Source organism: Streptomyces sp. NPDC002306, assembly GCF_053593435.1.
The window spans coordinates 1-17,577 of record NZ_JBSFCK010000044.1; the positions used below are offsets into that span (position 1 = coordinate 1).

Annotated in this window: 14 protein-coding genes and 3 pseudogenes; 11 read left to right on the forward strand and 6 right to left on the reverse strand. The window is 67.9% G+C overall.

Features of this window, described 5'->3' with window-relative positions:
• Positions 1-285: 285 nt before the first annotated feature.
• The gene (locus ACWCQK_RS36740) at positions 286-963 is read left to right on the forward strand and encodes a hypothetical protein (protein WP_451162715.1); all 678 of its coding nucleotides are present in this window, start codon (positions 286-288) and stop codon (positions 961-963) included.
• Here ACWCQK_RS36740 and ACWCQK_RS36745 read toward each other — a convergent pair.
• Positions 915-1,825, reverse strand: a pseudogene (locus ACWCQK_RS36745) (IS5 family transposase). The gene ACWCQK_RS36740 and the pseudogene ACWCQK_RS36745 sit on opposite strands and share 49 nt — an antisense overlap.
• A gap of 93 nt (positions 1,826-1,918) precedes the next feature.
• A complete protein-coding gene (locus tag ACWCQK_RS36750; RefSeq protein WP_451162717.1) occupies positions 1,919-2,836 on the reverse strand; it encodes a LysR family transcriptional regulator in 918 nt (305 codons plus the stop codon).
• 138 nt (positions 2,837-2,974) lie between these two features.
• Here ACWCQK_RS36750 and ACWCQK_RS36755 point away from each other — a divergent pair, with 138 nt between their 5' ends.
• The 5 genes from ACWCQK_RS36755 (at position 2,975) to ACWCQK_RS36775 (ending at position 6,377) form a co-directional block, all read left to right on the forward strand.
• Complete coding sequence (locus ACWCQK_RS36755; protein WP_451162719.1) at positions 2,975-3,793, forward strand: 3'(2'),5'-bisphosphate nucleotidase CysQ; 819 nt, start codon at positions 2,975-2,977, stop codon at positions 3,791-3,793.
• Between the two features lie 137 nt (positions 3,794-3,930).
• Positions 3,931-4,527, forward strand: a complete 597-nt coding sequence (locus ACWCQK_RS36760) for an NADPH-dependent F420 reductase (protein ID WP_451162721.1) — start codon at positions 3,931-3,933, stop codon at positions 4,525-4,527.
• 385 nt (positions 4,528-4,912) lie between these two features.
• Positions 4,913-5,704 (forward strand): GNAT family N-acetyltransferase, encoded by a 792-nt coding sequence (locus tag ACWCQK_RS36765; protein WP_451162723.1) that lies wholly within the window; start codon positions 4,913-4,915, stop codon positions 5,702-5,704.
• On the forward strand, positions 5,701-5,925 hold the full coding sequence (gene infA, locus ACWCQK_RS36770) for a translation initiation factor IF-1 (protein ID WP_004936508.1): 225 nt from the start codon (positions 5,701-5,703) through the stop codon (positions 5,923-5,925). The genes ACWCQK_RS36765 and infA overlap by 4 nt, the downstream gene beginning before the upstream one ends.
• Positions 5,926-6,071: 146 nt before the next feature.
• Positions 6,072-6,377 (forward strand): hypothetical protein, encoded by a 306-nt coding sequence (locus ACWCQK_RS36775; protein ID WP_451162725.1) that lies wholly within the window; start codon positions 6,072-6,074, stop codon positions 6,375-6,377.
• Positions 6,378-6,579: 202 nt separating this feature from the next.
• On the opposite strand, the gene ACWCQK_RS36780 is transcribed toward ACWCQK_RS36775, so the two are convergent.
• Both ACWCQK_RS36780 and ACWCQK_RS36785 read right to left on the reverse strand, forming a co-directional pair.
• Positions 6,580-7,788 carry a serine hydrolase domain-containing protein gene (locus ACWCQK_RS36780; protein WP_451162727.1) on the reverse strand — a complete coding sequence of 403 codons (1,209 nt, stop codon included), beginning with the start codon at positions 7,786-7,788 and terminating at the stop codon, positions 6,580-6,582.
• A gap of 522 nt (positions 7,789-8,310) precedes the next feature.
• The gene (locus tag ACWCQK_RS36785) at positions 8,311-8,517 is read right to left on the reverse strand and encodes a hypothetical protein (RefSeq protein ID WP_451162729.1); all 207 of its coding nucleotides are present in this window, start codon (positions 8,515-8,517) and stop codon (positions 8,311-8,313) included.
• A 297-nt stretch (positions 8,518-8,814) separates the two neighbouring features.
• Here ACWCQK_RS36785 and ACWCQK_RS36790 point away from each other — a divergent pair, with 297 nt between their 5' ends.
• Both ACWCQK_RS36790 and ACWCQK_RS36795 read left to right on the forward strand, forming a co-directional pair.
• Positions 8,815-10,656, forward strand: a complete 1,842-nt coding sequence (locus tag ACWCQK_RS36790) for a protein kinase domain-containing protein (protein ID WP_451162731.1) — start codon at positions 8,815-8,817, stop codon at positions 10,654-10,656.
• A gap of 183 nt (positions 10,657-10,839) precedes the next feature.
• Positions 10,840-11,241, forward strand: coding sequence for a hypothetical protein (locus ACWCQK_RS36795; protein ID WP_451162779.1), 402 nt, complete (start codon positions 10,840-10,842; stop codon positions 11,239-11,241).
• A gap of 134 nt (positions 11,242-11,375) precedes the next feature.
• Here ACWCQK_RS36795 and ACWCQK_RS36800 read toward each other — a convergent pair whose 3' ends face one another.
• Positions 11,376-14,306, reverse strand: coding sequence for an ATP-binding protein (locus ACWCQK_RS36800; protein WP_451162733.1), 2,931 nt, complete (start codon positions 14,304-14,306; stop codon positions 11,376-11,378).
• A 180-nt stretch (positions 14,307-14,486) separates the two neighbouring features.
• On the opposite strand from ACWCQK_RS36800, the pseudogene ACWCQK_RS36805 reads away from it, so the two are divergent.
• The 3 genes and pseudogenes from ACWCQK_RS36805 to ACWCQK_RS36815 form a co-directional block, all read left to right on the forward strand.
• A pseudogene (locus tag ACWCQK_RS36805) lies at positions 14,487-15,164 on the forward strand (IS110 family transposase); the annotation flags it as partial.
• Positions 15,165-15,252: 88 nt separating this feature from the next.
• Positions 15,253-15,741 (forward strand): DUF4265 domain-containing protein, encoded by a 489-nt coding sequence (locus ACWCQK_RS36810; RefSeq protein WP_451162735.1) that lies wholly within the window; start codon positions 15,253-15,255, stop codon positions 15,739-15,741.
• 135 nt (positions 15,742-15,876) lie between these two features.
• Positions 15,877-16,275 (forward strand): annotated as a pseudogene (locus tag ACWCQK_RS36815) (transposase); the annotation flags it as partial.
• Positions 16,276-16,599: 324 nt separating this feature from the next.
• Here the strand turns inward: ACWCQK_RS36815 and ACWCQK_RS36820 are convergent.
• Entirely contained in the window at positions 16,600-17,412 is an 813-nt protein-coding gene (locus ACWCQK_RS36820; protein WP_451162737.1) for a hypothetical protein, read from the reverse strand.
• Between the last annotated feature and the right edge of the window lie 165 nt (positions 17,413-17,577).

Below are 17,577 nucleotides of genomic sequence, written 5' to 3' on the forward strand. Positions count from 1 at the left end.
ACGCCAAGGCCTGGGCCGATGTCGCCCGACGCGTCCACCGCTCCAACACCGCCCGCTCGTCATCAGACAGCAGCAACGGTTCCAGCCTCGGGCCCCGACGAGGAACTGACGCACCAGCAGTAGAAGTCACGCAACTACTAACGATCAACTACCGGCGCAGGACACTAGGCCGTTTCGTTCGGATCTTGCGAGGCTTGTCATACTTCCCGAGTGGAGATGCAAGCCGAGGAGGCAGCGCGGCGTTGGCTGGCTGATCAGGGCGTTGGCCAGGTGCGCGACGGGTGGATGAGCGACGAGAAGCCGGACGCGTTGCTCACCGCCAACCAGGTAGCGCACTCCTGGGCCGGTGATGTGTTCGCCGAAGACCTGGATGCAGCCGACCAGGTGCGGTTGGCTTTCGGGCTGCTGGACCTCCTCGACGAGTACTGGGTCACGTGCGAGATCCGGTTCGCGAACGAGAGTGCGGAGGGTCCCTTGCCCGCCGACGTGCTGTGGGACGGCTACCGTCAGCGGCTGGAGGCGGACCGGGACGCCGAGGCCGTCACCTACTCGCTGTGGGTGGACTGGTTCGAGGACCACGCCACTTCCGCGACGGCCTTCGCCGAGGTTCTCGGTGACGACATCGACCGGGTGGTGGCCGAGCGATCGGAAGCCCCGCTCCGCCGAGCCCGTCGGGTTCTGGAGTGTTCGGGACCGGTGCGCTGGACGGTGAAGGAGCTGACGTACCGCACCGCCATGCGGCTTCCGGCCCTGCACTCGGCCGTCTTCCGCGGCCTCCTGGCGAGCTTCCACGACGCCTGCGGCGACCTGGAGCCGACTGCCGCACTTGCTTTCCTCGGCCGGCTGGATCTCCCCACGAACACCCAGCACCTTGCCGAACTGCGCCACGTACTTGCCGCGGGACACAAGAGCCACTACCACAACCCTGGTGCCTGGGACGATGCGCTTCGCTCCTGCTCCTGAGTCGTTGGCCTGGCAGACCAAAGAAAGATGCCGGCGACGTAGAGTCCGGCCAGGTAGATGGTTGCGGTCTTCTCGTAGCGGGTGGCGATGCCCCGCCACTGCTTCAGGCGGTTGATGCATCGTTCGACGGTGTTGCGCTGCGTGTATGCCTCGCGGTCGAAGGCGGGTGGCCTGCCGCCTCGGCTGCCGCGCCGCAGCCGGTGGCCGCGTTGATCGGCCGGGACGGGGATGACCGCCCGGATTCCGCGCTTGCGCAGGTACTCGCGGATCGCGCGAGAGGAATACGCCCTGTCGGCCAGGACCACGTCCGGCCTGGTACGGGGGCGTCCTCGCTGCCGAGGGACGCGAAGGCCATGACGTGAGCGAAGGCGGGCGCGTCACCGGCCTGGCCGGCGGTGAGCACGAAGGCCAATGGCCGACAGTGGGCATCGGAGGCGAGGTGGATCTTCGTGGTCAGTCCCCCGCGAGACCGGCCGATGGCGTTGTCATCGGGCTCGCTGGCCGGGGCCCCTTTTTGCGGGCCCCGGCTGCGTGCTGGTGAGCGCGCACGGCAGCGGAGTCGACCGAGACGGCCCAGCTGAGGTATTCCTGGGCGTCGGCCTGCGCGATGAGCACGGTGAACACCCGCTCCCAGGTGCCGTCGATGGCCCACATCCGCAGCCTGTTGTAGACGCCCTCCAGTTCCCGTACTTCTCGGGCAGGTGGACCCACTGCGATCCGGTCTGGAACTTCCAGGCGATCGCATCGATCACTTCACGGTGATCCCGCCACCGGCCACCCCGCTGCGGCGTCCGGTCTGGCAACAACGGCTCGATCCGGCCCATTGCGCGTCAGTCAACGGCACACCCAGACCAACGGTCAGATGATCCAAACGAAACGGCCTAGGGCATCGCCTCCCGCTCTCACAGCAATGGGCCAGCACCAGAACTTCCGCCTGGCCTTGCCCTGTTGTCGTTCAGGACGCCGACTGCGGCGCTCCGCAGGCGGCGAGCGCGGCGCGCGCCAGACCGCGCAGCCAGGCGTGGGCGTGGTCGGTGTCGTAGCGCTGATGCCACGACAGATATACCGGTGCCGACGGCAGTTCGAGTGGGAGGGGGAGGACGACCAAGCCGAGGTCGGCGACCGCTGACCGCGTGGTGGCTTGGGGAACGCTGATCAGGAGATCGGAGCCGCGCGCGAACTCCAGCGCGGCCGCTTCCGTGGGCGCGGTCGCCACGACGTGGCGGGTGAGGCCGAGCCGCGCGAGGGCGTCGTCGAGGGCGTTGCTGAGGTTGCCGCGCCGCGAGACGGTGACGTGCTCCGCGGCGGCGTACCGCTCTACGGTGACGGTCCTGACGCGGGTGAGCGGGTGCCCCTGCCTCACGACGATGACGAGAGGGGTCTCGCCCACGTTCTCGACGCGGATGTCCGGTGCGCTCGGGCGGTTGGCGTTCGCCTCCAGGTCGACCTCGCCGCGCCGCAACTCGGGGGTGTCGACGCTCGATTCCGCGACGAAGCGCAGTCGCACGCCCGGTGCCTGTCCACGCACGGCCGAGAGCAGCGATGGGCCGCTCAAGGCCACCAAAGAATCGTGCCAGCGGAGCGTGAAAGTGCGCTCCAACGTCGCCAGGTCGAGTTCACGGCTCGGTGCCAGCACCCCCTGGACCTGGTGCAGCAGCTCGTGCACCTGTTCCCGGACAGCGATCGCATACGGCGTCGGGGTCATCGTGCGGCCGGTGCGCACCAGGATCTGATCGCCGGTCGTGCGCCGGATCCGGCCCAGACTCCGGCTCATCGCCGGGGCGGTGACGTGAAGGCGCGCGGCCGCCCCGGCCACACTTCCCTCCTCCAGCAGCGCGTCGAGCGCGGCGAGCAGATTCAAATCCAATTGCATGTGAGTAATCCTAGACGTGCCTGACATGCATTTGAAGTTAATCAGAGGGCTCTATACCTTCGACACCAGAGCGCAGGACGGAACGCACAGCTTGACCCGACCAGCCTCATCACACCCTTCTCACATGGGAGTACCGCCATGTCCGAAACACTTCAGACCACTGACGTCGCCGCCTCCGACGCCGACCTGCTCGGCGAGACAGTTACCGCCGTGCGCGCGGCCGGTTCGGCGCTGCGCGAGCGCTTCGGCGAAGTGGTCCGCTACCAGACGCGCGAAGAGCTGATGCGGGCGCTCGCCGCCAACGACGACACGGCCCTCGACATCCTGCGCCCCCGCCTCACGCGTCTACGTCCGGACGCCGGCTGGGTGGAGGACGAACTGGACGGCGGGGCCCTGCCGCCCGGCGAGTGGTGGGTCGTGGATCCGGCCGAGGGCAACGTCAACCACCTGCACGCCCTGCCGGAGTGGGCGGTGACCGCCACCCTCGTGCGTGAGAACCAGCCGGTGCTCACCGCGGTCCACCTGCCGTTGACCGGCGAGACCTACACCGCGCTCGCCGGCGCGGGCGCCCACCTCGACGGCCGGCCGCTGCACGTCTCCCGGACCGCGGACCTCGGCCTGGGCATCGTGGCCACCAGCCAGGCCCGGCCGGACGAGGACGAGAAGGTCGTGCGACGCGTCGGCTCCTCGATCACTTCGATGCTCTTCGACGCGCTCGTGGTCCGCACCGCCGTGCCCGCGACCCTGCACCTGGTGAACGTGGCCGCCGGCCGGATCGACGCCTTCTGGCAGTTCGCCGGAGCCCGCGCGGACCTGCTGCCCGGCGCGCTGCTCGTGACCGAGGCCGGCGGACAGATCTCCGACGCCGAGGGCCGCCCCTGGACCCCGCAGAGCGCGAGCTTCCTGGCCGCCGCGCCCGGCATCCACGCCGAGGCCGTCGCCACACTCTCCCGCTGACCGCGCACCACAACCTGCACGAACGACAGCCCGCACGAACGACAACCCGCACGAATCACAACCTGCACGAATGACGAGCCGTACGAACCACACCCTGCACGCACGGAAACCTGCACGCACGGAAGGACCAGATCATCATGAGCACCATCGCAGTTCTCGGCAACGGCCGCGTCGGCGGCAACCTGGCCACAGCCCTCACCCAGGCAGGGCATGAGGTGACCGTGGCGGACCGCGCGCCGGGCGCAGCCGCCGACGCTGCCCGGACAGCCCGGATCGTCATCAACGCCACCCCGGGCGCCGGCTCGCTGGACCGGCTCGCCGCCCTGCGCGAAGAACTGCGCGACAAGATCCTCGTCGACGTCTCCAACGCCACCGTCGACGGACCGGACGGCCTGCCCGCCGACCTGATCTACCCCGGCTCGAGCCTTGCCGAGCAACTCCAGGCAGCATTGCCCGAAACGCGCGTCGTCAAGACTCTCAACACCATGCTCTTCCCCGTGATGACCGCGCCGGCCATGCTCGCCCAGGCTCCCGACGCCTTCCTCTCCGGCGACGACCCGCAGGCCAAACAGGCTGTCCGTGACCTGCTCATCGACCTCGGCTGGCGCAAGGAGTGGATCAGGGATCTCGGCGGGATCCAGACCGCCCGCGCCACGGAGGCCGCGATACTGTTCGTGCCGCACGTGATCCGGTCCAGCGGATTCGCGCCCTTCGCGATCTCGATAGCCTGCTGACCCGCGCACACAGCGCACCGCAGCCCGGCGGCCCCACCACATCCAGAACGGATACGACAGCGCGGCCAGGGCCGACGATTCGCGGTCCGCAGAGAACGACGTATCGAACGCCGCGACTCCTTCCGCTTGTTGGCTTGCGGGCTCAACCGCTGGAGACGCCTCAAGACGCCGGGATCATGATCACGCCACGGGCTCACAGGAAATGATTTGAGCGTGGCCGCGCCCCGCTGCTACTTTCGCGGTGGACCGTGAAGTCGTCGTATGGAGGTGAGACCCGTGAACACAGTTACCCATGGGTGCTCCCTCATCCCGTCACGGTCCGGCGGCTGACGTTCGGTGTCGCCAGGAGCGCCTGAGACCGAGGCACTCCTGGAGAGGGACTCCGATGAACTCAAAGCCCTTCATATCCGGCCTGAGCGAGAACGCGGTGATGATCGCGCGCGTCGCGGACAGGCAATGGCACGCACTGGACGACGACCTGGTGGTCGGCCGCGGGCACGCGCAACACCGGCCCGACGGACGCCTGTTCGTCAGCATCGACGCCTGGCACGACGCCACCTTCGACCGGCTGGCCGAGGCGATGCTGGCGGAGTTGCCGGCGCCGCTGTACACGGTGGTCGACGAAGCCGACGCCGAGCTGACGGCCGGCTGGCGGCGGGCCGGGTTCACAGTCCGGCGCCGCGAGTGGGAGTACGTTGTACCGACCGACCCGCGCGTCACAGGGCTCGAAGCGGTCCTGCCGCCTACGGGCGTGACGCTCGTGCCCGCCGGCGAGGCGGACGAGAGTCTGCTGCGGGCGGCGGATCGAGCGATCCGTGACGAAGTCGAGGCATCCGTCGGGTGGCAGTCGATGCCCGCGGAGGTGATTCCCCGCTCCGAGGGCGACACCATCGTCGATCCGTCGAAATACGCGGTGGCCGCGGCGCCGGACTGCTACCTGGGTCTCATCCGGGTGGTGACGGTGAACCGGCCGCGCATCGGGCTGGTCGCGGTCCGGGCCGGCGAGCAGCGCCGCGGCATCGCGCGGGCGCTGCTGGCTCACGCGCTGGGGACGCTGCACCGCTCCGGGTCCGGCGCGGCCTGGACGGAAGTTCAGGAATCCAATCAAGCGGCCACAGCGCTGTTCGAGAGCATCGGAGCCCGGCCGATGAGCAGCAATCTGGAGCTGGTGCGATGACGAAGAACAAGAACGTCATCGAAGTCGAGGGCAAGGTCGTCGAGTGCCTGCGCAGCGCCATGTTCACCGTGGAGCTCGAGAACGGCCACCAGGTGCTGGCGCACATCAGCGGGAAGATCCGCAAGCACTACATCAAGATCATGCTGGAGGACCGGGTGCTGGTGGAGCTCCCGCCGTACGACCTGACGCGCGGCCGGATCGTGTTCCGGTACCGGAACTGACGTTGCTCGGGCCGTTCGGCGGTACCTGATCCTGGGGCCCTGGTCACGGCGTTTCCGTGACCAGGGCCCCCGATAGTGGCCCGCACGGCCGCGACGGCTGCTGGGGCTGGCGCGGCAGGGGCTGACCGGCCGAGGAGGAAATGGGGATGCAGCAACAAGAGGCAGCACGCGAGGCCGAGGAATTTGCCCGGTCCAAAATTTCCCAGTGGGATGAATGGGGATGCCGCATTCATCCTGCCGTCAGAGTGCACCTGCCCGGCCACCACGTCTTTGGCTGGGCTCCGAGCGCGGAGAGCGGTGTGCGGCTCGGCGGGAACTGGCCCATCGTCGTGAGCGAGCGGACCGGTGAGTGCCGGTTCGTGCGAGGGGTCGACGAGTACATGAAGCTCAAGCGGGCGGCTCGACTGCTGTGGGAGACCGCACCTGAGCGGTCGGCCGGCACCCAACCTTGAAGCGGGACGACAGGTTCCCCTCGCCCTTGTTGACCTGCGGGCGACTTCGGTCCAGGTCGCCGCGAGATCGCGAGAGATAGCCGCGAGCGTGCCCCTGCGGAACCTGAAGACAACGCACTGCACCGCCGCGCCACACCTGAGGAGGTGCGGCGCGGCGGCGCGTCGGCAGTGCTCAAGTCACGTCATACGCGGCCCGACCACCTCAGTGGCGAACGATCTGGGGAGCGATGTCCTCCGTGAATCCGGCACTGCCCGAGCGGGCGGACTTGCTGACCTTGGTGGGATCGACGCCACAGAAGGCGGCCTCGAGGGTCCCGCCGAGGACCGTGTTCACGGTGCCGTTGTTCGAGGTGTTCGCCATCGAGGTCATGCTGCGCTTGCCGTCGGCGGTCGTGAACGCGTAGGTGTAGTAGCCCTGGACGGTGCCGGTGTGACCGTAGACGGTCACACCACAGGAGAGCTTCCTGCCTCGCAGACCGAGCCCGTAGAACTGAGTACCGTCCGCGTTCACCGGAACCAGGCTCATCATCTGCTGCAGCTCCGCCTTCGGGACGAGCTTGCCCGAGACGATGGCGGCGAAGAACCGGTTCAGGTCCGACGAGTTCGAGATGACGGCCCCCGCGGACTGCGCCCAGGAGACGGTCTGTTCGGTCGAGTCCACCAGCGGCAGCGTCGTGTCGTCGTCACGGACGTAGCCCCGTGCGTAGGACCCGGTGATGGCCGTCTGCGGGTGCACGTAAGAGGTGTTCTTGAGACCGAGCGGCTTGAAGATGCGCTGCTCGTACTGCGTGGCCATGGGCACACCCGTGAGGTGCTCGATCATCTGGCCCAGTACCACGAAGTTGGTGTTGGAGTAGCTGTAGGCCGCCCCAGGCTCGTTGTTGGGCTGGTGTGCGGTGGACAGGTCGATGAGCTCCTGGAAGGTGAACACCTTGTTCCGGACCGCTTCGAAGCCCGGAACGGTGTAGAAGAACATGTCGTTCGTGTAGTCCCACAGGCCGCTGCGGTGGCTCAGCAGGTGCCGCACGGTGATGCGGTCGTCCGGGAGCGGCTTGGGGAGGTAGTCGTTCGCCGACGCGTCGAGGCTGATGCGGCCCTCGGCGACGAGCTGCATCAGCACGACGGTGGTGAAGGTCTTGCTGACGCTGCCCACGCGGAACCTGCGGTCGGCGTCCATGGGTGTGCCGGCCGCGGTGTCGGCCTTGCCCATGGAAATGCGATAGCTGGAGGCGCCGGCGTCGATGCGGGTGAGCGCGCCGGGTGCCCCGTTGGCCATGGCCTGCTTCTGCACGGCCAGGACGCCCGTGACTGACGGGTCGGGAAGAGCCGGGGTCGCGTTGGCAGGTGAGACAGCGAGGGTGACCAGTACCACGGAACCGGCGAGCGCGATGCTCGCGTTTCTGATGCGCATCTGATTCTCTCTGAAGTGTGCTGGGGTAATGCTGCTCATAGCGATCCGGAGACTTCAAGGCCGCCCAGTGCAGACGTTGCCGCGACTGGTGAAGGACGTACGAGAGATGAGCACGGCCGTGGTCTCGAAGCAGCAGTCGAGACAATAGCCCACACTCTGCATCACAGCGGCGAAAGAGGGCTGGTTGGAGCTGCGGACCGGGGTGAGATTTTTGCTGGATTCCACCATTTCGCTGTCGCGATGCGGGGAAGCGTACGGCTATTGAAGGCGACGGATAGGCGATTTTGCGCCACCTATAGGCTGTTAATCGCCTGTCAGGGCGAGTTGCCCTTCGCGTGATGGGGTGCCTTTTCGACTCGGGGGTGCAAGGTGTCCACTGCTCGTGATCCGCCCGATGCGGGCGGCGTCAGCTTCCAGGCGTAGTTGAGCTGCACCGCGTAGGCGCGGTCGGCGGCAGCGCAGGTCGGGAACCCTAGCGAGGCGCTGCGGTCGGTCGACGGCGACGGAGGTAGGCCACTACGCCTACTGCGGAATAGAGTCCAGGAACGGACGCCCGTGCGTGCGCATCAGCTCAATCACCCGCGCGTTCACGGCGTTGTCCTCAATGAGGAGAGCCATCCGCGTGTTGGTATTGAAGATGGTGCCTGATGCCACATCCGTCCGGAGGACGATCCAGCCGTCCTCGGAGCCGTCCCAGACATAGTGATACTCGGCGGTCTCGTCCGTCATTTGATGTGGCTCCACTCTGAAATGCTGCCCTTGGTGAACGTCGTTACCAGCCCTGCCTCGCCGACATGGACGATCTGAGCTGAACGCATCGGTCATCCTGCCATTTCGACTGTCACGGTTTCTGCCCGGCCGAGGAGACGACAGGCCGGACCGGGACCTGGCTGACCTCAGCGAGAAGCTTCAGCCGGCTTTCCTGGTCGAAGACGGGACACGTTCATGGCCAGACGCTAGCCTCGGTTGAATCGTTGATGCGGACGGACGCCGAAGCTTCAGGTGTCCATGGGAGAGGGGTTCTCTTTGGCCCACGATGAACGTGCTCTCCCCTTCGGCCGCGCCCCTGGGCTCTTACGAGACGGCCGCGGCAGTGCCATCGGACGGGCCGAGGACGATCTCTGGGTCGCACGAGACGGACTGGGTGTTCCACGCGTTGTCATTCTGACTGCCGCGCTCGCCGAATACCGGGCCGTGCAGGAGTTCCTGACCCGGCCGACGAACGAGAGTTCGGCATCCGGCGCACCGTACACCGTGGGCTCCCTGACGGTGGAGGCAGGCGACTGGGAGGTGTGGGTCACCTGCATCGGGCAGGGCAATATCGGCGCGGCACTCCAGGCAAGTCACGCCGTCCAGGAACTGCGCCCGGAGCTCATCGCATTCGTCGGCACGGCAGGAAGTCTCAAGTCCGATGTCAGGCTGGGCGACGTCGTGTACGCCACCAAGGTCTACGGCTATGAATCCGCGAAACTGACTGACCAGGGTCCGCTGGGTCGGCCCTCGATCGAGGTGACGGACCCGCTCACCACGCAGTTGGCCTTCAGAGTGGCCGCCCAACGCTCCTGGCTGCGGAAAGTCCCCCAAAGCGAAGCCGGGGGTCCGACGCCCGAAGCGCATGTCGCACCGATCGCGGCAGGGGAGAAGATTCATGCAGGAAACCGCTCAGCCCAGTACGACTACTTGCGGAAGGCTTTCGACGACGCGCACGCCGTCGAGATGGAGGGGCTGGGATTCCTGAGCGGTGCGGCCTTCTGGCCTGCCGGAACGAAGGCCGTCGTGGTACGAGGGGTATCGGACCGTCTGGTCGACAAGGCCCCGGGGCAAGACGCCGTGATGCAGCCGACGGCCTGCCGTCATGCCATGGCCCTTCTCTGGGAACTGTTGGAGAGCTGCTGGCCCAAGGCGGACGACGTGTGGGCCCGCCTCAACATGTCGGACGCACCGCGGCGGGTGGCCCCGAACCCTCACACGTTCGTCGGCCTTGCCTCCGAGGGCGGCGCCGCGACGATCATGCGACGGGAGGACATTCCCGCACTGGACCTCGTGGGAGAGGTCGTGGACGGGCGGTACCGCTTGCTGAGGGAGGTCGGTCGCGGTTCCCTCAACGTGGTGTGGGAAGCGGAGGAGTTCGCGTTCGGCGGTTCGCTGGGGCGAGTGGCGGTCAAACTTCAACCGCCCCAGACCGACAAGCGGTACGTGTACTTCTCCCGCGAGGCGGCCATCATGGCACGGCTCGATTCCCCGAGCCTGCTCCCGTATCGCTGCGCAGGCACCCAGCGCGACGGGAGACTCGCGGGCTGGAGCTACATCTGCACGGCCCTTGCGGAGTTGTCGTTGCGCGATCTGGTCAACGAGCAGCCACTGCAGGGATCCGAACTCACCTCCATGATGCGGGACGTGGCAGACGGCTTGCTCGAGCTGCACAAGCAGCGGCTCGTCCACGGAGACATCAAACCCGCCAACATTCTTCGTCTCGGCGAACGATGGGTGATCGGAGACTTCGGACTCACCCAGAAGACGGGAGCACATGAACCGGAGGGAACTATCGGATACATGGCTCCGGAGAGATTCGGCGGCACGGTGACGACCAAGAACGACGTGTACTCGTTCGCCGTCACGGCTGTTGTGGCGGGCAGCGGCCTGACACGCAGCGACGAACGCACTCTCGACAGCACCCACAATCAGGTCTTGCGCTTCCTGGCGACGAATGTGCCTGAGCCGCCCAATTTCCGGGACTCGATGTTCCCGCCTCCGGTGTCCGAGATCGTGCAGCGGTCGCTGAGGGCCGATCCCGCGGAGAGGCCGTCGATACAGGACGTCCTCGGCGTCCTGCACCAAAACCATGACCGGTGGTCCTGGAGTGACTGACCCTGCGGGGGTCGCATCGGGCTGGTGGTCAGGCCACGCCCATGGTCGAATCGCTGTCTTCAACCTGAAGCGCGCGGCCCATGGGGCTCTTGGGGCTTGTGACTGGCAGGCCCACATGCTCAGGAGTCGCGTATGCGCGCATCGGCGTCCGTCGGTCGTCCTCCTGTGTCAGTGCTCTGCGGCATGATGACCGCCGTGAACACCGAGAGTCTGATAGATGTCTGGCAGCGGCTTCTCGCCGACCCGTACAAGTCGTGGGTTCTGTTCGAGCATGGCACCTGTGTCGTGTTGCCTGCTCCGGATGGAGAGCTTGCTGAACAGGCCACCGAGATCCTGAAGGAGTTCGGCCCGGCACACGCCGGTTCTTCCGCGGGGGACTTCGGGGTGATCGAACTCAAGGACGTCGAGGGCTGGGTCGTCACCGGGCACCACAACGACGTCCTTACCTACGTCGGCCCTGATGAGCCTCACGATCGGTCAAAGATCGCCGTTGGACTGCTCGGACGTTCCAAGCGCCATCGGGATGGCACCGAACTTCACATCGTCCACGTCGAGGACAAGCGAGGTCCAGCGGACCCGGTGTGAGCATCTGCTCCACTCCGCTTGTGGTCGTCCTGATACAGGCGGTTGGCCGGCAGCGAGGTGGGTGCCACACGAGGGGCCGGCGTCACGCTCACAGTGTGACGCCGGCCTGATGGGCGTCCCGGGCCGAAGGCGAATCAGAACGGTCCCGCGGTACGGCGCAGTTCTTCCGCGTCGGCGGTGGCTCCCGCCTGTTCGAACAGGTGCAGTGCGTGTCGCCACAGGGGCAGTGCGCTGTCCGCTCCTTCGACGATGAAGCGGCAGTCGCCCAGTACACGCAGGGCTCTGCCTTCTCCGACCAGGTGCCCTGTGGCCCGGTGCAAGTCCAGAGCCTGTTCGGCCCAGTCCGCCGCCGACACCTGGTCGCCCCGGGCCCGGTGAATGGTGGCGATCTCGGTCACCACCTGCCCCTGGAGCACCGCGTACTCGCTCTCACCGGTCAAGGCACGGGCCTGCTGAGCGAGGTCCAGAGCGCGCTGGAGATCGCCGCGCGCACGGTGCAGAGCGGCGAGTTCCCTGGCGGAGATGATCTCGCCTCTGCGGAAACCCGCCTCGCGCGCCAGTTGCAGCGCCGCGTGCAGGTAGTCGTCGGCGAGGTCGTGCGAGCCCGTGTCGGTGTGGATGCCGCCGAGGATGGCCAGAACGTAGGACTCGAGCCAGCGATGCCCGCTGCCGCCTACGAGTTCGTACCCCTCCGAGGCCAGTTCCAAGGCCTGCTCGAACCGTCCGGCGTCACGGTACGTCCGGGCGAGGGCCGCGATCGCATCGGCCAGGTGGTGCGGACTGGCGCCGCTCCGCCGCGCGAGTTCGACCGCGGCCGACAGGTGTTCGGCCGAGGATGGAAGATCGCCGAGTGCCCACAGGACGGAGCCGACGTTGTCCAGGTTGACGGCCTCGTAACGGCGTTGCCCGAGGCGACGGTTGATGCCGAGCGACCGCTGGAAGTGGTCGAGAGACTCCTGGAGCCTGCCGAGGTCCCAGAGGATGTTGCCGATGTCGTTCAGACACCGGGCCTCGTCCTCCGCACTGCCGCTTCCGCTCAGCAGGGTCAGGGCCTGCCGATGGTACTCGAACGCCGCATCCAGTCGTCCGGCGCGTCGGTGCGCGTAGGCGAGCAGGGTGTGTGCGTCGGCTTCGGCCTCGGCCCAACCGGCGGCGATGGCTGCCGCGAGTCCCTGCTCGCCCTGCTCCACCGCAGTCTCGGTCCGCCCGAACTTGACGTGGGCGGCGCAGAGTCCGGTGTGCAGCGCGGCCAAGGCTCGGGGGTCCGCTCCTCGTTGCGAGGCACGCAGCCCGGCCTCCGCCGTGGCCAGCCAGTCGGACCCGGTGCCGTGTTCCGCGAAATGCCCCCGCAAGGCGTCGGCGAGCAGCCACGCGGACTCGTCCTCACCCTGGGCTTCGGCGTGCAGCACGGCAGCCACGAGATTGCCTCGTTCGTTCTCCAGCCAGGCCTCGGGGAGGTCGGGCCGGCCTCGCCGCGCAGGCACGCTCGCTGGCTGCCCCGTCAGACGCGCGGGGAGGTCGAGCCGCAGCGTCCGGGGCGCGACGGCGCTCGCGGCCTCGTGGGTGCGGCGTACATAGAAGTCGAACAGGCGACGCAGCGCCGCGGTCCGTTCCGCCTCGGGTTCCTCCTCCTCGGCGCACTGTTTGGCGTACAGCCGGAGCAGGTCGTGGAAGTCGTAGCGGTTCCGGCGTGAACTCTGCAGCAGATGGGCCTCGACCAGGAGGTCCAGCAGACGCCGGGTCTGTGGTGTTGAGCCGGAGAAGAGATGCGCGGCGGCCTCTGTGCTCACATCACTGCCGGTCGGCAGCCCCAGCCGGCGGAAGAGCCGGCGGGCCGCGTCCGGGAGAGCCCGGTACGACAGGCCGAAAGCCATCGATACCGCGGCCTGACGGTCCCCGGCGATCGCGAGGGAGGCCAGCCGGTCGCCCTCGCGGAGTTCTTCGACGTAGTCGGCGACGGTCCACTGCGGATGATTGCCGAGCCACGCGGCCGCGATCCGCAGCGCCAGCGGAAGGCGACCGCAGAGCTGGGCCAGCTCACGGGCGGCCTCGGGATCGTCGGAGATACGCGCGTCGCCCACGGCGGCATCGAGGAGTTGCACCGCGTGTTCGATCCCCAGCACGTCCAGGGCCACCCTGCGCGCCCCGTGGGTGGCGGCGAGGCCGGCCAGGTCGTTGCGGCTGGTGACGAGGACGCATGAGCCGGTGTGGCCGGGGATGAGCGGACGGAGCTGCTCCGCATCCGCCGGCGCGTTGTCGAGCAGGATCAGTACCTTCCTCCCGGCGAGCAGGCCGCGGAACATGTCGGCCTGTTCATCCGCGTCGGAGGGGATACGGTCCTGTGGCACGCCCAGGATGCGCAGGAACTTGGTGAGCACCTCGGACGACGACAGTGGCGGGGCGTCGTGGGTGTACCCGCGCAGGTTGACGTAGTACTGCCCGTCGGGGAAGTGCTCGGACACCCGGTGCGCCCAGTGGACCGCGAGCGCCGTCTTGCCGACGCCGGCGGTCCCCGCGATGGCGGAGATGATGACGGGGCGCCGGTCGGCCGCCTCGCCGCCTGCGGGCAGCAGGAGGGAGTCCAGCTGTTCGATCGGCTGTCTCTGGTTGGTGAATCCCGCGACGTCGGGCGGGAGACGGGAGGGGGCGAGCACGTAGGACGGTAACGGGCCCTGCGCGGAGCCCACATGAACTTCACGCGCCTGGATCAGATGCCCGCCGACGGTGTTTCCGGATGCCTGCCCGACCATGGCGTCCTCGCGAGCGACCGCTTGGTGGTGGGCGGCCACCCAGGTCGAACGGAGCCGCCTGCCGAAGTCGGGGTCGATATCGGCGGCCGCGTCCAGCATCCGGGCCAGCCGGTCGAGCGCTTCCGCGTCCTGGGGCGCCTCCTCCGCGTCCTGCAGAGCGGCCTGCCCTTCGGGGTCTCCCCGGAAACGGGCGCGGACCAGGCGCGAGAGACCGCTCCAGGCGTCCTGTATCCCGGCCGCCAGCGCCTCGGCCCCCTTGGTCGCCAGCGTGGTCGCGATGGCGAGTGTCACCGGATCCGACACAGTCTCCCCCATGTCCGCGTCTCTGCGGCTGCGTCCCCGTGCATGTGTCGGCGACCTGACAGCTGAACTCCCGGTCAAGCATCCCAGAATCCGGCTTGGCATGTCAGGCGGGAGACCGGTGCGGCGGGTGCTGCGGATCCGCGGCGGAGTGACTTCGCCTGCTCGCGCGAGTACAGCGTCGGAACGGGCGGCGACAAGCTGACCGCGAAGTTCGGCACCGTCCTGGTCGTCGTGGACCAGCCCGCCTCCATCGGAGCCCTCCCCCTCACCGTCGCCCGGGACGCGGGCTGCAAAGTCGCCTACCTGCCCGGACTCGCGATGCGACGGATCGCCGATCTCTACCCCGGCGAGGCCAAGACCGACGCCAAGGACGCCGCGGTCATCGCGGACGCCGCCCGCACCATGCCGCACACCCTGCGCTCGCTGGAACTCACCGACGAGATCACCGCCGAGCTGACCGTGCTCGTCGGCTTCGACCAGGACCTCGCCGCCGAGGCCACCCGCACTTCCAACCGGATATGCGGCCTGCTCACCCAGTTCCATTCCTCCCTGGAGCGCGTCCTCGGTCCCCGCCTCGACCACAGCGCCGTCACCTGGCTCCTGGAGCGCCACGGCTCCCCGGCCGCCCTGCGAAAGGCCGGCCGCCGCAGGCTCGTCGAGCTCGTCAGGCCCAAGGCACCGCGCATGGCCCAGCGGCTGATCGACGACGTCTTCGACGCGCTCGACGAGCAGACCGTCGTGGTCCCGGGGACCGGCACCCTCGACATCGTCGTGCCCTCTCTGGCCCGCTCGCTCGCCGCTGTCCACGAACAGCGCCGGGCCATGGAAACCCAGATCAACGCCCTGCTGGAGGCCCACCGTCTTTCCCCGTGACCCGTTTCATCGAAGTTTGACGAGTCTCACTGAAGTTTGACCGCCCAGCTCAGCCCTGGTGCACGATGCGGCTGGGGCCCCGAGGATGATGGGCACCGTGGAGAGCACAGCTGAGAAGGTCAAGGTCTGGTTCCGGTTCGTCCCGCGTGAGGGCTGGTTCCCCCAGGACATCGAGGGTCTGTGGGCGACAAGGCTCAGTGCCGACACAGCCGTGATCGAGAACGTCCCGTTCTTGCAGGACGGTGTGGCCGAGGGGGATGTCGTGCGGTTCCGGACCGACTCGGACGGGCTGCACTGGGCTGCCGGAAGGGTCAGTTCGGCCGGCAACTGCACGATTCGCGTCGTGCCCACCCCTTCCGGGCCTCTGGGGCGCAGCCCTCAGGCCGTGCACCAGCGCCTGGCAGTCTTCCACCTCGGCGGCGAGGTCATGAGCGCGGACTTCCCCATGGTGGCCCTCAACGTCCCGGCCGACGCGGACTTCGCCGGCATCAAGGCGCTCCTGGACCAAGGCCGGGACCAAGGCTGGTGGCACTACGAAGTGGGCTGCGGCACAGATAAGTGGTCGAACGCCTGACTTCCTTGGAGCTCGGCGTCAGCATCCATGCCGACCTGCGCGGCTCCTGCGACAGCTACTTCCACCAGCACAGCCCGCTCGAAGCAGCGGTCAAACTTCGGTGAGACTCGTCAAACTTCGGTGAGACGGGACACCCCGGTCGTGACGTCGATGCCCGGCGTCGGCGTCAGGACCGCCGCCGTCCTGCTGGTCACCGTCGGCGACGGCACCGGCTTCCCCACCGCCGCCCACCTCGCCTCCTACGCCGGCCTCGCCCCCACCACGAGATCGTCGGGCACCTCCATCCACGGCGAACACGCACCACGAGGCGGAAACCGCCAGCTCAAACGCGCCATGTTCCTGTCCGCCTTCGCCTGCATGAACGCCGACCCCGCCTCCCGCACCTACTACGACAAGCAACGCGCCCGCGGCAAAACCCACACCCAGGCCCTCCTCCGCCTCGCCCGCCAACGCATCAGCGTCCTGTTCGCCATGCTCCGCGACGGCACCTTCTACGAACCCCGCACGCCCGCGGCCATCGAACTCGCCGCGTGACCCCAGCAAAACCGAATCACCCCAAACCCGACAGGGGTGCCTTGACGAAGTACATAGAGGCACTACCCGAGTCCGGCGAGGGTTCGGAACCTCCGCGTTCACTTGCCGTGCGATGTCATGCCACGCCGCATCCGTGCCATGCCATGCCATGCCGTGTCCGTGCACCGTAACCGAACCGAACCGAACCGGCCCGGCCCAGGCGGGCCCCTCGGTTCGAAGAACAAGCGGCCCGCCATCGGCTACGACGTGTACGAAACCGTCAGACGAGCCGAGACCATCATCGAACCCGATCCAGACCTTGGCCAGGGCGCGGGAGCCTGATGGTCAGGTCGCGGTGGGTATGTAGGGCGCTGCCGCGACCTGGGCCATGGTCCGAAGTTTCGTGAAGTAGGAGGCGCAGTACTCCTCGTTGATCAGAGGAACGATCTTGTCGAGGTCGGCGATGCAGCCCCAGAGGTAGGCGATGCCACTGTCGTCGAGTCCGCCCTTCAGCTCCCTCTGCACGAGGCCGGCGACGTCGGCGTCCAGGAGGACCAGGTCTACGCCGTCGAAGTCCACGCCGCGGAAGCCGTCGGGGAACAGTGCGTGCAGGTGGTCCTCCCACAGCCGGGCGAGGCCGCAGTCGGGCTGTGCTCCGCCCACGTCGGCGGCTGTCGCCTCTGCCGTGGACGGTGGGCGAAGGAGCACGGCGACGGCATCGAAGACGGCACGCACCAGCGCGACGGCCCGGAGCGGGTGGAGGGCGGCACTTGACGCGGAGCCCTGCGTGAGTTTGTCGCGCAGCAGTCGGCTGCGGTCGAGTTCGGCGGCGAGTTCGGCCGTGAAGAGCCCTGCGTCGGCGGCCCGCTCGATGAGGACGTGGAGCGGTTCCCTCGTGGCCAGACGCTCGGCGAGGACGTGCTCCAGGGCGAACAGGGAATGCGTGACGGCGACGGTGGCGAACTCGTACCGGTAGTAGGAGTGCCGGATGAGCTCGCGGGAGGTCTCCATCGCGCTCATGACGTACATCGACGCGTCGCCGGGCAGAACCAGATCGGCAACCAGCGCATGCATGTCCGCATAGCCGAGAACGAGGTCGCGGGCGCGTGGGTCCCGTACCGGCAGGAGGAGCGGGTCGGGCGGCGGCAGGGTGTTCACGAGTGCAGTCTCGCGGCCGGAAGGCTGCCGGTGCCACCGGATTTGCTCGGAGCGGTTGGCGTTTCGCTGCCTCATGTCGCCACCGGCCCGGTCTGACCTTGAAGAACAAGTTCAGGAGTCCTACTGGGCGAGGCCGGGCGTGCCGCCGGCGGCTATGGTGCGTTG

Coding starts and splice junctions, on each gene's coding strand:
- ACWCQK_RS36760 (WP_451162721.1), top strand. CDS start 3,931: ATGAGCACCATCGCAGTTCTCGGCAACGGCCGCGTCGGCGGCAACCTG.
- ACWCQK_RS36810 (WP_451162735.1), top strand. CDS start 15,253: ATGATGGGCACCGTGGAGAGCACAGCTGAGAAGGTCAAGGTCTGGTTC.
- ACWCQK_RS36765 (WP_451162723.1), top strand. CDS start 4,913: ATGAACTCAAAGCCCTTCATATCCGGCCTGAGCGAGAACGCGGTGATG.
- infA (WP_004936508.1), top strand. CDS start 5,701: ATGACGAAGAACAAGAACGTCATCGAAGTCGAGGGCAAGGTCGTCGAG.
- ACWCQK_RS36800 (WP_451162733.1), bottom strand. CDS start 14,306: ATGGGGGAGACTGTGTCGGATCCGGTGACACTCGCCATCGCGACCACG.
- ACWCQK_RS36775 (WP_451162725.1), top strand. CDS start 6,072: ATGCAGCAACAAGAGGCAGCACGCGAGGCCGAGGAATTTGCCCGGTCC.
- ACWCQK_RS36740 (WP_451162715.1), top strand. CDS start 286: ATGAGCGACGAGAAGCCGGACGCGTTGCTCACCGCCAACCAGGTAGCG.
- ACWCQK_RS36795 (WP_451162779.1), top strand. CDS start 10,840: ATGATGACCGCCGTGAACACCGAGAGTCTGATAGATGTCTGGCAGCGG.
- ACWCQK_RS36785 (WP_451162729.1), bottom strand. CDS start 8,517: ATGACGGACGAGACCGCCGAGTATCACTATGTCTGGGACGGCTCCGAG.
- ACWCQK_RS36780 (WP_451162727.1), bottom strand. CDS start 7,788: ATGCGCATCAGAAACGCGAGCATCGCGCTCGCCGGTTCCGTGGTACTG.
- ACWCQK_RS36750 (WP_451162717.1), bottom strand. CDS start 2,836: ATGCAATTGGATTTGAATCTGCTCGCCGCGCTCGACGCGCTGCTGGAG.
- ACWCQK_RS36755 (WP_451162719.1), top strand. CDS start 2,975: ATGTCCGAAACACTTCAGACCACTGACGTCGCCGCCTCCGACGCCGAC.